General features: G+C 41.1%; 15 protein-coding genes. 3 read left to right on the top strand and 12 right to left on the bottom strand.

Going from position 1 to position 12,664, the window contains the following annotated elements:
• Nucleotides 1-78: 78 nt before the first annotated feature.
• Complete coding sequence (locus QSE00_RS13460) at nucleotides 79-1,629, top strand: M20/M25/M40 family metallo-hydrolase (RefSeq protein WP_286106339.1); 1,551 nt, start codon at nucleotides 79-81, stop codon at nucleotides 1,627-1,629.
• A 107-nt stretch (nucleotides 1,630-1,736) separates the two neighbouring features.
• Nucleotides 1,737-2,039: a ribosome hibernation-promoting factor, HPF/YfiA family gene (gene hpf / locus QSE00_RS13455; protein ID WP_110357530.1), complete on the top strand. Its 303-nt coding sequence runs from the start codon at nucleotides 1,737-1,739 to the stop codon at nucleotides 2,037-2,039.
• Nucleotides 2,040-2,149: 110 nt separating this feature from the next.
• Here hpf and QSE00_RS13450 read toward each other — a convergent pair whose 3' ends face one another.
• Nucleotides 2,150-2,497, bottom strand: coding sequence for a hypothetical protein (locus QSE00_RS13450; protein WP_286106338.1), 348 nt, complete (start codon nucleotides 2,495-2,497; stop codon nucleotides 2,150-2,152).
• Nucleotides 2,498-2,743: 246 nt separating this feature from the next.
• Here QSE00_RS13450 and QSE00_RS13445 point away from each other — a divergent pair, with 246 nt between their 5' ends.
• Nucleotides 2,744-3,691 carry a TerC family protein gene (locus QSE00_RS13445; protein ID WP_286106337.1) on the top strand — a complete coding sequence of 316 codons (948 nt, stop codon included), beginning with the start codon at nucleotides 2,744-2,746 and terminating at the stop codon, nucleotides 3,689-3,691.
• 2 nt (nucleotides 3,692-3,693) lie between these two features.
• On the opposite strand, the gene QSE00_RS13440 is transcribed toward QSE00_RS13445, so the two are convergent.
• The 11 genes from QSE00_RS13440 to QSE00_RS13390 form a co-directional block, all read right to left on the bottom strand.
• Nucleotides 3,694-3,951, bottom strand: coding sequence for an acyl carrier protein (locus tag QSE00_RS13440; protein ID WP_286106336.1), 258 nt, complete (start codon nucleotides 3,949-3,951; stop codon nucleotides 3,694-3,696).
• A gap of 2 nt (nucleotides 3,952-3,953) precedes the next feature.
• Nucleotides 3,954-5,231 (bottom strand): beta-ketoacyl-[acyl-carrier-protein] synthase family protein, encoded by a 1,278-nt coding sequence (locus QSE00_RS13435; protein ID WP_286106335.1) that lies wholly within the window; start codon nucleotides 5,229-5,231, stop codon nucleotides 3,954-3,956.
• Nucleotides 5,228-5,677 (bottom strand): 3-hydroxyacyl-ACP dehydratase FabZ family protein, encoded by a 450-nt coding sequence (locus QSE00_RS13430; protein ID WP_286106334.1) that lies wholly within the window; start codon nucleotides 5,675-5,677, stop codon nucleotides 5,228-5,230. Before QSE00_RS13430 ends, QSE00_RS13435 begins: the two co-directional genes overlap by 4 nt.
• Nucleotides 5,678-5,932: 255 nt before the next feature.
• Nucleotides 5,933-6,988: a type III polyketide synthase gene (locus tag QSE00_RS13425; protein ID WP_110357536.1), complete on the bottom strand. Its 1,056-nt coding sequence runs from the start codon at nucleotides 6,986-6,988 to the stop codon at nucleotides 5,933-5,935.
• Entirely contained in the window at nucleotides 6,975-7,706 is a 732-nt protein-coding gene (locus QSE00_RS13420) for a methyltransferase domain-containing protein (RefSeq protein ID WP_286106333.1), read from the bottom strand. Before QSE00_RS13420 ends, QSE00_RS13425 begins: the two co-directional genes overlap by 14 nt.
• A complete protein-coding gene (locus tag QSE00_RS13415; RefSeq protein ID WP_286106331.1) occupies nucleotides 7,706-8,827 on the bottom strand; it encodes an NAD(P)/FAD-dependent oxidoreductase in 1,122 nt (373 codons plus the stop codon). The genes QSE00_RS13420 and QSE00_RS13415 overlap by 1 nt, the downstream gene beginning before the upstream one ends.
• Nucleotides 8,828-8,898: 71 nt before the next feature.
• Nucleotides 8,899-9,594: an OmpA family protein gene (locus tag QSE00_RS13410; protein WP_286106330.1), complete on the bottom strand. Its 696-nt coding sequence runs from the start codon at nucleotides 9,592-9,594 to the stop codon at nucleotides 8,899-8,901.
• A 120-nt stretch (nucleotides 9,595-9,714) separates the two neighbouring features.
• Nucleotides 9,715-10,209, bottom strand: a complete 495-nt coding sequence (locus tag QSE00_RS13405) for a lipocalin-like domain-containing protein (protein WP_286106329.1) — start codon at nucleotides 10,207-10,209, stop codon at nucleotides 9,715-9,717.
• Between the two features lie 340 nt (nucleotides 10,210-10,549).
• Entirely contained in the window at nucleotides 10,550-10,924 is a 375-nt protein-coding gene (locus QSE00_RS13400; RefSeq protein WP_286106328.1) for a hypothetical protein, read from the bottom strand.
• Nucleotides 10,925-10,926: 2 nt separating this feature from the next.
• Nucleotides 10,927-11,346, bottom strand: coding sequence for a GreA/GreB family elongation factor (locus tag QSE00_RS13395; RefSeq protein ID WP_110357541.1), 420 nt, complete (start codon nucleotides 11,344-11,346; stop codon nucleotides 10,927-10,929).
• A 24-nt stretch (nucleotides 11,347-11,370) separates the two neighbouring features.
• The gene (locus QSE00_RS13390; protein WP_110357542.1) at nucleotides 11,371-12,654 is read right to left on the bottom strand and encodes a Glu/Leu/Phe/Val family dehydrogenase; all 1,284 of its coding nucleotides are present in this window, start codon (nucleotides 12,652-12,654) and stop codon (nucleotides 11,371-11,373) included.
• Nucleotides 12,655-12,664: the final 10 nt, after the last annotated feature.

Genomic DNA, 12,664 nt, shown 5'->3' with positions numbered 1-12,664 from the left:
TTAATTAAAACTTAATTCCAGCGGCTAACTATTCAATTATTATTATTTTGATACCCAAACCAATTTAAAATCCAAAAAATGAAAAAAGCCTACATTTCACTTACTTTATCCCTGCTGTGTTTTATTCAAACCGGATTTACCCAGACTGCAGATAAAATTGTTTCCCAAATAGTGTCCGAGGTTAATGGGAATTCACAATTGGAAACGCTGGCCCACGAATTATTGGACGTCATTGGTCCTAGACTGGTTGGCACCCCACAGATGCAACAGGCCCATGATTGGGCCCTGACCCAATACACCAATTGGGGAATTGCCGCCAAAAACGAACAATGGGGCCAATGGAGGGGCTGGGAACGAGGTATAACACATATTGATATGGTAGCTCCAAGAATCCAAACCCTAAAAGGAACCCAATTGGCCTGGAGTCCTGGCACTGGGCGTAAAGGTATCACGGCAGAAGTAATAATCTTGCCTACCGTTGCCGATTCCGCCGAATTTAACAAATGGCTGCCGAACGTTAAGGATAAACTGGTTATGATCTCGATGAAGGAGCCTACCGGTAGGCCGGATTATAATTGGGAAGAATTTGCCACACCGGAGTCCTTCGCCAACATGAAAAAAGACAGGAACTTGCAGGAGGATGAGTGGAAACAAAATATGCAGCGCACAGGATATAACAGACGATCCTTGCCACTGGCATTGGAAAAAGCCGGGGCTTCCGGAATAGTAACCTCATATTGGTCCAAAGGCTTTGGTGCGAATAAAATATTCGGTGCAAACACTGAGGAAATTCCCATGGTAGATCTGGAATTGGAAGACTACACCATGCTTTACAGGCTGGTAGAGAGCGGAAAACGCCCCAGAATTAAAATCCTGGCAGAATCCAAGGAACTCGGCGCGGTGCCAACATTTAATACCATTGCTGAAATAAAAGGTACAGAAAAGCCAGATGAATATGTTATACTATCCGCACATTTCGATTCATGGGATGGTGGAACAGGTGCTACTGACAACGGAACTGGCACTTTGGTAATGATGGAGACCATGCGCATCCTTAAAAAAATATATCCCAACCCCAAAAGAACCATCTTGGTTGGCCATTGGGGAAGTGAAGAGCAAGGGTTGAACGGTTCCAGGGCCTATGTGGAGGATCATCCAGAAATAGTAAATAAGGTACAAGCCGTTTTTAATCAGGACAATGGTACTGGAAGGGTTGTTAAAATATCGGGAGGCGGATTTCTCAATTCCTATGAATACCTTTCTAGTTGGCTATCTGCAGTACCGGACGAAATAACCCAGCACATAGAGACCACATTTCCCGGAATGCCCGCAGGTGGAGGATCGGACAACGCCTCCTTTATAGCTGCCGGAGCCCCGGCATTTGGACTAAGTTCTTTAAACTGGTCCTATTGGAACTACACTTGGCACACCAATAGGGATACCTATGATAAAATAGTATTCGACGATCTAAGGAACAATGTAATTCTTACGGCAATATTGGCCTATATGGCAAGTGAGGACCCAGAAATGAGCTCTAGGGAAAAAAGAATCCTACCGGTAAATCCCAGAACTGGGGAACAATCCCTTTGGCCCACACAACGATCACCTGAGAGAAGGGGTGGATTATGAGAATTTACCATGAATTTCCCTTGGGTTTATTAAAAATAAAGACTAACTTAAATTCCAGAATTAATACCGGATCTTACTTAGGTCTGTTAACTTAAAATCAATTGAATATGAATATCAATTTTGAATATGATGATGTAAAAGCAAGTGCCCGACTAGAAGAATTGGCCACAAAAAAGTTGGAAAAACTAGAAGACAAATATGATTTTATAGTGCGTGCCGATGTTTTCTTCAAAAAAGAGAACACCTCCTCGCCAGATACCGGGTTGATCTGCAACATAAGGCTCAGCGCACCGGGCCCTAGATTGTTCGCAGAGTCCAACAACGCTAAATTTGAAGTGGCCATTGCAGCTTCTGTAGAAGAACTGGAACGGCAATTGGAAAAAAGAAAAGGCAAAATGAAAACACATTAGCCTTGTTTACAGTAATCCATTAACACTAAAAATGCCCCGGAATACGGCTAAATCTTCCCGGGGCATTTTTATTCGCCCTTACCATAATAAAAGGCATAGTTCACAGATGCTCAATCCTCGGCATCCTCAAATTTAGCATCTGCCAAAGTTTTCATCAAGCGATCGGAAAACGGGTTTTTATATAAATCCTTGAGCAGTTTTTTTCTTTTGCGATCAGAAATATCCATAGTATCCAAAATGCCCTGTCTTCTTTTCGCCTCAACCATCCGCTTCTCCTTCAATGCCAACCGGTCTTCGGCCGATAAGATCATGTCCGGCTCATATTCCTCCAATACCGTCCGTTTTTCTACCTTCATCCTTTTTGCCAAAGTATCGTTCCCTTTGGATTGGGCATACCCGTTCACCGCTGAAAAAACCATAACAAGCACAATTACAGCGCTGTAAATATCTTTCATCATATTTCATAAAAAGTGTCTGCTTAAAGTTATGACATTTTATCCACCTTATTATACCCCTAATCCGGTTTAACCTTACCATATATCGTGTTTTAAAGTCATTCTATCGATTTTTACATTAACATCCTTTATCCCACCGCTCTAAGGTTGATAAATTACGCGTTAACATTCCTGAAAAAAGAATATGACATGTTCCCGCTTGTCATTTAAAAATGATACTTACATTTGTGCCTTTAATTACGATAACATATGTTAGTTTGGGGCTCGTTTATTGGTCTGATCATTATTTTTTTGGCACTGGATCTAGGTGTTTTTCACAAACATGAACATGTAATAAAATCAAAGGAAGCGGGAATATGGACGGCCATCTGGGTTACCGTGGCCCTAAGCTTTAGTGGCGTTATTTATTGGCTGTTCTCCAATGGAATCATTGACAATCCTACAGCCTTGACCCCCAACGATGCTGTTTTAAAATACTTAACGGGCTATCTTATTGAACTGTCGCTTAGCGTAGACAATGTCTTTGTCATTGCCGTAATCTTTGGCGCCTTTAAGATTCCTGCCATTTATCAGCACAGGGTACTGTTTTGGGGCATATTGGGAGCTATCGTTTTTAGGGCCCTAATGATCGTATTTGGGGTTGCCCTGATTACAAAATTCGACTGGATCATATATGTCTTTGGGGTATTCTTGCTTTACACTGCCTTTAAAATGTTAAGATCGGACGATAACGAATTTGACCCAAAAAATTCTTTCGTCTTCAGAAGGTTAAAAAAGCTTTACCCTATTACCTCCGCTATTAATGGCCATGATTTTTTTATAAAGCGTATGGGAGTTTACGCAGCTACACCACTTTTTGTGGCTTTGGTTGTCATTGAATTGACCGATATACTTTTTGCCCTGGACAGCATTCCTGCTATTTTAGCCATTACGGCCGACCCTTTTATTGTTTTTAGCTCCAATATTTTGGCCATACTTGGATTGCGTTCCATGTATTTCCTAATTTCCCGAATGTTGGAAAAATTTAGATATATTAATTATAGCCTAGTGGTGATTTTAGCTTTTGTTGGTTTAAAAATGCTGTTTTCCCATCATATTGAAATTCCTGAATGGGTCTCCCTTACGGTGATATCCGTATCCCTGGTTGGGGGCATAATTTCCTCTCTTCTCATCCCTGATAAAAAAGATAAGAAGTAGGGCTATTTTTTATCCTGTAGTTTTTGGGCCACAATATTTAGGGCATCCCTGACCGTTTGCATATTGTCCATATCCTCATTCTCCAAACGTATCCCAAACGCATCTTCCACATCCAGGACAATATCAACCAAATTGGCCGAATTGATATTTAGTTCATTTACAAAATTACTATCCTCCCCAATGGTTCCTTCAGGAACATCCTCTGGAAGATACGCCCTAACAATGTTCTTCAGTTGCTCAAAATGGTGATCATATCCCATAGTCATATTTCCTTATATTCATTAAAGATAATACAGGCATTTACATCTCCAAATCCAAAACTTGCTTTTGCTATGATTTTAGGTCTATGGGCAATTGATTTTAAGGGGATTTTGGAAGCATCCACCAATTTCAGTATCTCCGGATGAAGGTCACTACAATTTTGATTGCCAAAAACCAACCCCTCACGGTATTGCAACAAGGTCGCCACACATTCTATACTTCCCGCCGCTGCCAAACAATGGCCTACCAGCCCCTTAGTGGTATTTATGTACGGAAAATCCTTACCGCTGCGCCCCAAGGCCTCACTCCAGTTTCTAATTTCCTCGGCATCTTTAGAGGTAGCCGTTAAATGTCCATTAATAACATCCACCTCCCATTTTTCTACCCCTGCATCCACTAATGCCTCCTGGATGCATCTCTGCACCGCCTCACTGTTAGGGGCCGTCATAGTACCTAAGCCCCTCTGACCTCCGCTATTGGTTGCTCCCCCCAATACCTCCGCATAGATTTTGGCCCCTCTCTCCAAAGCGCTGTCCAAAGACTCCAACACCATGGCTCCTGCCCCACTTCCTGGAACAAACCCTGAAGCATTGGCACTCATTGGCCTGCTGGCCTGCTGGGGATTACCATTGTACTTGGAGGGAAGTATACGCATGGCATCAAAACCACCCCATATATAAGGACCACTGTCACTACAACTCCCTACCAATATCCTTTCAGCCTTCCCTGCCCTAATACGCTCCATTCCCATAATTACCGCTTCAGTACCAGTTGCACATGCCGACGAATTGGTTGTTATCTGATTACCACATCCCAAAATTCCACCTAGATAAGCACTGATGCCACTGGCCATTGTCTGCATTACGGAATTACTGCCCAAACGGCGAGTGTTTTTATCATCTATTAGATATATGGATTCTCGCAGTTTGTCTATTCCCAAAATTCCAGTGCCAAAAATTATTCCGCTATCCCAATCGGGGCGATCCTTTTCTGCCTTTTCAAGACCAGCGTCCTTCCATGCATCCGTACCTGCCATGACACCATAAACTATACCACTCGCCCTTAAGTTCCTCAATTGCAATGACGTAAAATAAGATTCCTTTAAACTTTCCGGTATTTCCGGTTGTCCTGCTATTTGACATCCAAACCCCAAGTCTGCCAACTCTTGATAAAACTTAATTCCACTTCTACCATGGAGCATGGAATCAAAAAAACTGGGTAGGCCCACCCCGTTGGGGGCACATATCCCAAGTCCGGTTACCACTACCCTCCTGTTCATATTTTTCTATCCTTTATCATCCCGGACAAAACACCTTTACAAATCAATTGGGATTGTTGGTTGTACATTTTAACCTCACATTTCAACTTATTGAAACGGAAGAAAAGCTTCTTCGATTTTACAGTTACTGTTTCCATGGGAAAAACAGGCAATAAAAATTGCATCTCGGAACTACTTAAAGCTACCTCCAAACTCCCTGTATCCACTTTTTCCAAATTAAGCAAGTATATCCCCAAACACACCAATCCCACCTGGGCACAGCATTCGGTAAGTATTACTCCCGGTGTAACAGGTTGCTCCTTAAAATGGCCATCATAAAAAAATTCATTCTTTTTAAAAGTGTAGCAACCTTCAATGGCATCGGTGCCGATCATATTAATCCTATCAACGAATAAAAAAGGATTGGTATAAGGCAATTTATCAATTATACTACTCGTAATAGACATATAACAATCATTTTATTAAACCATTAGTTTACCAATCCAAAACTAGAAATCGGCCTAGACCAATAAAAGGTATTAAACCTGAGGGCAGGCCTGCCGACAAAGGCAGGCCCCGAACCCAATTATAGGAATCGATCCTAGGGTCGAGGTATTGAACCTAGATCCCGTCGAAAAAGGCGGGATTAGTTCAACTTGCAATTTAAGGTGCGTCTTACCGACTTCCCAAAATTGAGTTTCACTAATAATCTCCCAGTCCTATTACCATTCCAGTAAAATGCGTTGGGCAGAGAACCCCGGGCCAAAAGTCAACATTAAACCCCGTTTCCCTTCCTCTATATCCTTTTCCATAAATCGCTCCAAAACATAAAGCACCGTTGCACTGCTCATGTTGCCATATAAACGTAGCGTTTCACGGGTATCGTCCAAATTCTTGCCCAAAACACCAAAAAGCCTTTCCACTGTTTCCACAATTTTCTTGCCCCCAGGGTGAAAAATTAAATGATCAATTTCTTCAATAGTACAACCATACCGCTGCAAAAAAGGATGGATAATTTGTGGAAAATGTTCGGAAATCGTCTGTGGCACCAAGGGATCCAAAATCATTTTTAGGCCCGAATCGATTAGATCGAAACCCATCAAATGTGTTGCATCGGGAAAATGATACATTCCCCCCCCAACAATTGTTGGTCCTTTGGCTTCCCTTTCCGAAGAGAGTAAAACGCAGGCAGCACCGTCACCAAAAATAGCAGCACTTACCATATTTGCCATAGAGTAATCGTTAAGTTGAAAGGTAGCTGTTGGACTTTCAACGGCCACAATGGCCGCCCTCTTTCCTGGATTGGACCTTAAAAAATTGCTGGCATATAGTAAGGCCGATACACCTGCTGCACAACCCATCTCCGTAACGGGCAATCGAACAATATCGTTCCTGAGATCCAGGTCGTTAATAAGATAAGCGTCCAAGGAAGGAATCATAATCCCTGTGCAACTTACCGTAATTATATAGTCCAGACTGTCTGCCGTCCAACCACTCTTATCTAGGGCTTTCCCAAGAACAGTTTTTCCCAACTTTTTGACTTCCCGGACATACACCTTGTTTTTGTCCTCAAACGAAGTTGCTTTAAAAACCTCTTCGGGACTCATTATACTATAGCGTTTATCTACGGCTGCGCCTTCAAAAATTTTCAGTACTTTACGCTGAAACCGCTCATCCTTACCGTACAGCCATTTCTCCACAAAAGGTAAAATATCCTTGGTATTTCTACTGTATTGTGGCAGCGATTTGGTTACTGCAACTATCTTACTCCCTTCCATATGGCAATTGTTTTCCCTTTATTCTCATTATCCATAGATATCTAAATGCCCACCTCCAACATATGTCGTGTTCTACATTGGGTAGATTAATGGAAAAATTTACTAATTCCAATTTGGTAAATGCACTTTTTATGGAAACTAAACCATCATGTTTCGCAATCTTTGTTTTTATAAAAATAAGGCTAAAGAGCCTAAAAAGATAATAGGAGACTTTACTTCTTTGCAGATCGTTTATAACAATGCCCAATCTGCTCAGTTTTACAAATCGATCTAGAAAAATTGGTATTTCCTTGGAATCAAAATGATGCATTGTTAGGGTACAGAGCAGAATATCACATTGTAGCTCCCTTGCTTCCTGAGCCAGAATATCCAGCTCCAAGAATCTTATATTGGAATACGCCTTAAAATTTTCTTTGGCCATTGCAATGGATTTGGAATTTAAATCCACCCCTATTAGCTCCAGGTGTACAGGCTTATTCTTATAATAGGCAGCTACTTTTCCCAACATTGTCCCATCCCCACAACCCATATCCATAATAGTGTAGGAAGTCTGGGGATTTTCCTCAATTATTTTTTCAATGGCACCTAAGGAAAGTGAAAAACCTTGCAAAACTGTATTGACCCTATTTATGTCCGCATAAACTTCCCGCAATAAAAGTGTATCCAGATGGGGGTCATCCATGAGCTCCCGGGCATTGCTTCGTCCTTTAAAATTCATTAACACTGAATAATTTGTCCATGGGTACGTTTTATCATCTTATCTACAATATAGGGAGAATTGGTTAATATCCCCATGGCCAGATTGGATAACTTTGGGCTTAGCATTACAGCTTGCAGCTGCCTGCCCAACCACAGCCTTTTGGCAAACGTATGCTTCCATTGGGTTTCATAATCACTTTCCAGTTGCAACCGATCATTTCCTCCATTTTTAAAATAGCCATGGATAGATTCCGAGGCAATTTTAGCACTGTGAATTGCCATGGCCATACCATTACCACATAAAGGATGGATAAGGCCGGCCGTATCCCCGCACATAATAATATGGTTCTCCACTGGTTTTTTTTTATGGAATGAAATCTGTCCTATGGTCAAGGGGTTCTCAAATAACATCTCGGCTTCATTTAGAAATTTGCCGAGATATGGATTCTTGGCAATAACATTTTGATTAAAGTTGGCAATATCCTTCTCTTTTTTGAAGCTATCGTAGGAAACCAGATAACAAAAATTTACTGCCCCACTTTCTGTTTTGGAAAGCCCCCCGTAGCCGCCCCTGAAATTATGCACAGCTACTAAATTATCAGGGAAGGAGTCCAATTTATAATGCGCCTTTACAGCCAGCCATGGGGATTTCTTTTCTATAAATTGGCGCTGAAGTTCCTTATCCAACCCTGCCCTTTTTCCATAAGCACCAATGACAAATTTACTCTTGTATTCCTTGCCCGATGCGAGGAGGACCCTGAAATTGTCATTTTCATAGTCAATGGCGGTTACGCTGTCATTAAAGACAAATGATCCCAACGCCAAAGACCTTTGGTACAAAAGATGGTCCAAAATGTATCTACTAAGTCCAAAGCCTCCCAGTGGCAATTTAGCCTTCAAGGCTTTACCCTTTTCAATACTCAGCAGTATTTCATTAAATTGGAACGTTTGTGGCAATGTAATTCCCAAAAATTCCAAATAGGGCTTCACTTCGTGTGAAATATACTCTCCACACACTTTATGATGGGGATATTGCCTACTTTCAATAATGGCCACACTGTAGTTTTCCTTTCGTAAATGAATGGCGGCGGTTAAACCGGCCAAGCCTCCCCCCACAATAATGACATCAAAGTTATCCATTAACAAAAGGTACAGAAAATAAACAAAAAAACCCGACGATATACGCCGGGTTTTATATAAAGAACTTTTATTTATTGTTTCGCCTTTTGAAGGGCTTCCTGCTGTAAGGCCTCATTGGCCACAATTACCAGTTCTACCCTACGGTTTTTAGCCTTCCCTGCAGCCGTACTGTTATCGGCCTTGGGTTGCGTTTCTCCATACCAGGTAGTAGTTAACCTACCCCCTGAAATACCGTTGGTGATTAGATAATTGGTTACAGACTGTGCCCGCTGCTTGGATAGATTTAAATTGTATTCATCGGCACCCGCACTATCGGTATGGCCTTCCACCAATATATTGGTGTCCGGATATTCCTTTAAAATCCCTACCAAGCGATTTAATGTTGTTGCCGAAGTTCCCTTTATATCCGATTTATTGGTGTCAAAATAAACACCGGCCTCCTCATTGAAGGTTACATTTATTCCCTCTCCTACCCTAGTGACCTCCGCCCCTGGGATCTCTTCTTCAATTCGCTCTGCCTGGCGGTCCATTCTATCCCCAATATAACCACCGGCTACACCTCCTACAACTGCCCCAATGATGGCTCCCAGGGCGGTATTCCCCCCTTTTCCAACATTGTTGCCGAGAACACCTCCTATTACAGCTCCACCGGCAGCACCAGTTGCTGCTCCCCTTTGCTTGTGACTAGTATTCTTTACTGCTTGACAACTACTAAATGTAGCAAAAATCATAATTATCGATAAACTACTTATTATTATTTTTTTCATTTTATTTTTATTTAATGTTAATCCCAAAATTTGGTGGACGATTTAATCCTTTGAACAGAAATCGTGCCACCTCCAACTTATCCGTATTTTGGCAGGAATGTTTCTTTCTAGTTATTGTTACTAGGGTAGGTCATTTTTTGTAAATTTATAAACCACGGTCAACGGTTGCCCTTCCACAGTTACTTTGGAAGTCATAATCAACTGTTGATCGGTGAGTTGTTCAATGTCCAATCTATATCCCAGACCTCCGGAAATATCCTTATATTTCTCGTCTATAAACTTAAACTGCAACTGGCTGGACATCCCGGGCCTATCCACAACAGACCAACGAATAAAACGCTCGGCGCCATCGCAATTACTGCCGTTGCCCAACATATAGCTACCAGTACTATTATTATTTCTAAAAAACCATGTACTGCCTTCAAAACAAGCGGCATCGGAATCATTAAATAGTACCGATTTAAATTTTCCCTGCCCCCCCTGATAGGAAACACTGTTCAAAATCCAGTTACCGCTCAAAACACTTCTATCCTGTCTTGCCGCCTTGGATACGGAACAGGAGGTTATAAGTCCGGCCGTAAATAACACTAGAAACAAAAGTTTTCTTAAATGCATAATTGTCATATTTATTATTTGAACATATATACGTTGAAAGTGGAAAAAAAGTATGATGCGCACCCTATTAATTTTGAAGTTAAAAATTAATAGCTTCAGGCACAGAATACTCTGAACAACTTATTTTTTCAAAATTATTGCGGATAGGGATAATTGTTTTGCTCTTATAAAAAAATAATTGACTTAGCCCGAATGCAAATCGGTGTGGATTATTGAATGCCTGCCCAACTATCTATATAATCTTCTTAAAAAAAACAAGGGAAAGCATTGCTTTCCCTTGTGCATTAACAGCCAAAACTCTAATATTAAAACCAACAAACAGACTGCTAACAAAACAACATCATAATTTTATCAATATCTGGGTATATAATTCTTCCTTCAATTTGTGGGACGCCTGTAAAATGGCCGCATACAGATTGCGATATTCTTCGTGCTTATTAACATAATATGTATCGCACTCCATATCTTCACATTCATGTAAATTGACCATGGAACTCTTATACCTGTAAAAAACACCTAGATGTAATTTATTTTCCAAGATCAATTCATTCAAGTCGGCAATAAGGTCGTCATTGGACAATTTCTTGGCAATATTGACCAAAATCTCCAACTCCCTATTATTATCCACCAGATGACCTATCCAATTGTTCAGCTCCAGGGCATCTTTTTTGGCAATTAACTTTTCATCCGAATCATGCTCATAAAATACTTCCATAATTACAATAATATATCAGAATCAATAGTGCTGTGTACCTGCTTAACTTCCGTAACCTTAAGGGTTTGCTCCCCGTTCCTAAACTCCCAAACAATATCGTCCCCTTTGGCATAACCAATGACTGCAGCTCCCATTGGAGTTAGGATTGAGATTTTGCTGTTCTTGAAATCACCTTGGGATGGAATTACCAATTGAAATTGTTTGGACCATCCATTAACTGCTTGGATGGTGACGATGGAATTGAACCTAATGACATCTTTGGGCATTTCATCTTCATTATAAACCACCGCAGACGTCAACTCTTCGGTCAACTTTTCTATGGAACTCTTATAGGTATTATCCGTGTAAAACCCTGACACATTAACTAAACGCTTTAATAAAACGAACTCCTTCTCCTCCAACACTAAATTTCCGTATTTCATGATTCTGTATTATTTTAAATTGATTTATGGAAATATCCCTCTTTGAACATACGCCTTCTCTATTCTCTCAATAGCGATGATATAAGCTGCTGTTCTCATATCCCCATCCCTGTTTTCTGCCTTTTCATATACCTTCTCAAAGACTTCCTTCATCTTCTTTTCCAGTTTGGCCAACACCTCTTCCAATTGCCACAACTCTCCGTTTCTATTCTGTAACCACTCAAAATAGCTACCAATTACACCTCCGGAATTACATAGAATGTCCGGTATAATTCCTACTCCATTTTTCAGCAATATCTCTTCACCTTCCACATCGGTAGGTCCGTTTGCCCCTTCCGCTATTAAAAATGCCTTGATCTTGGATGCATTCCCAGCCGTAATTTGATTTCCCAGAGCGGCAGGAATACATATATCACAATTCAATTCAAAAAAATGATCGCTATCTACCACTTTAGCCAAGCTATAGCCTACAATACTACCCTTGTTGCCCTGCATATACCGGTACAACTTGGATACTTCAATTCCATCGCTATTGGCAATACTACCATAGGCATCCTGTACCCCCACTAGTTTGGCTCCTTCGTTTTCCAAAAAATGGGCGGTCCAATAACCTACATTCCCAAAACCCTGAACTATGAACCTTTTATTCTTTAGGTCTACCTTTTTCTTTTCTGCCCATAATTTTATGTTCAGAAAAACCCCATAGCCAGTAGCCCTATCCCTTCCTTCGGAACCCCCGGAGCCCAAGGGCTTCCCGGTTACCACATGTTGATTTTTAGACCTTTCGGCCGGCGACTTGGTAGACATATACGTGTCCACGATCCAAGCCATGGTCTGTGAGTTTGTATTTACGTCCGGGGCAGGTATATCGTGTTCAGGACCAATGTTATCGCCCAATGCATATGTAAATCTTCTGGTAATCCTTTCCAATTCCGCAGTGGAATATTTTGAAGGGTCAATTTGTATACCTCCCTTTGCTCCACCATAGGGCAGACCTGCCAAAGACGTTTTCCAAGTCATCCACATCGCAAGGGCTTTTGCCGCATCAATATCTACGGTTGGGTGATATCGAAGTCCACCCTTATAAGGTCCTAACGCATTATTGTGCTGTACTCGGTACCCCGTAAAAACTTCTACATCCCCATTATCCATTTTAACAGGGAAATGTATTAACAATTCATTATTGGTTATACTAAGTATTTTCCTAATGTTACTATTTAGGTCAATAATATCGGCAGCATTATTGAATTGACGCATCACGTTCTCCAACATGCCCTGTTTCGATTCTGTTTTTGACTTTGTAATCATAAATTTTTGT

Source organism: Arenibacter flavimaris (assembly GCF_030291335.1).
Classification (GTDB): Bacteria; Bacteroidota; Bacteroidia; order Flavobacteriales; family Flavobacteriaceae; genus Arenibacter.
The sequence above is the reverse complement of the archived record's forward strand: the minus strand, read 5'-3'. Positions and strand labels throughout refer to the sequence as shown.

What these genes read in the sequence shown, in the direction of transcription:
- QSE00_RS13435 (WP_286106335.1), bottom strand. Translation starts at nt 5,231, where the DNA reads ATGAACAGGAGGGTAGTGGTAACCGGACTTGGGATATGTGCCCCCAAC.
- QSE00_RS13425 (WP_110357536.1), bottom strand. Translation starts at nt 6,988, where the DNA reads ATGGAAGGGAGTAAGATAGTTGCAGTAACCAAATCGCTGCCACAATAC.
- QSE00_RS13450 (WP_286106338.1), bottom strand. Translation starts at nt 2,497, where the DNA reads ATGATGAAAGATATTTACAGCGCTGTAATTGTGCTTGTTATGGTTTTT.
- QSE00_RS13460 (WP_286106339.1), top strand. Translation starts at nt 79, where the DNA reads ATGAAAAAAGCCTACATTTCACTTACTTTATCCCTGCTGTGTTTTATT.
- QSE00_RS13410 (WP_286106330.1), bottom strand. Translation starts at nt 9,594, where the DNA reads ATGAAAAAAATAATAATAAGTAGTTTATCGATAATTATGATTTTTGCT.
- QSE00_RS13430 (WP_286106334.1), bottom strand. Translation starts at nt 5,677, where the DNA reads ATGTCTATTACGAGTAGTATAATTGATAAATTGCCTTATACCAATCCT.
- QSE00_RS13400 (WP_286106328.1), bottom strand. Translation starts at nt 10,924, where the DNA reads ATGGAAGTATTTTATGAGCATGATTCGGATGAAAAGTTAATTGCCAAA.
- QSE00_RS13440 (WP_286106336.1), bottom strand. Translation starts at nt 3,951, where the DNA reads ATGGGATATGATCACCATTTTGAGCAACTGAAGAACATTGTTAGGGCG.
- QSE00_RS13405 (WP_286106329.1), bottom strand. Translation starts at nt 10,209, where the DNA reads ATGCATTTAAGAAAACTTTTGTTTCTAGTGTTATTTACGGCCGGACTT.
- QSE00_RS13445 (WP_286106337.1), top strand. Translation starts at nt 2,744, where the DNA reads ATGTTAGTTTGGGGCTCGTTTATTGGTCTGATCATTATTTTTTTGGCA.
- QSE00_RS13390 (WP_110357542.1), bottom strand. Translation starts at nt 12,654, where the DNA reads ATGATTACAAAGTCAAAAACAGAATCGAAACAGGGCATGTTGGAGAAC.
- QSE00_RS13420 (WP_286106333.1), bottom strand. Translation starts at nt 7,706, where the DNA reads ATGAATTTTAAAGGACGAAGCAATGCCCGGGAGCTCATGGATGACCCC.
- QSE00_RS13395 (WP_110357541.1), bottom strand. Translation starts at nt 11,346, where the DNA reads ATGAAATACGGAAATTTAGTGTTGGAGGAGAAGGAGTTCGTTTTATTA.
- hpf (WP_110357530.1), top strand. Translation starts at nt 1,737, where the DNA reads ATGAATATCAATTTTGAATATGATGATGTAAAAGCAAGTGCCCGACTA.
- QSE00_RS13415 (WP_286106331.1), bottom strand. Translation starts at nt 8,827, where the DNA reads ATGGATAACTTTGATGTCATTATTGTGGGGGGAGGCTTGGCCGGTTTA.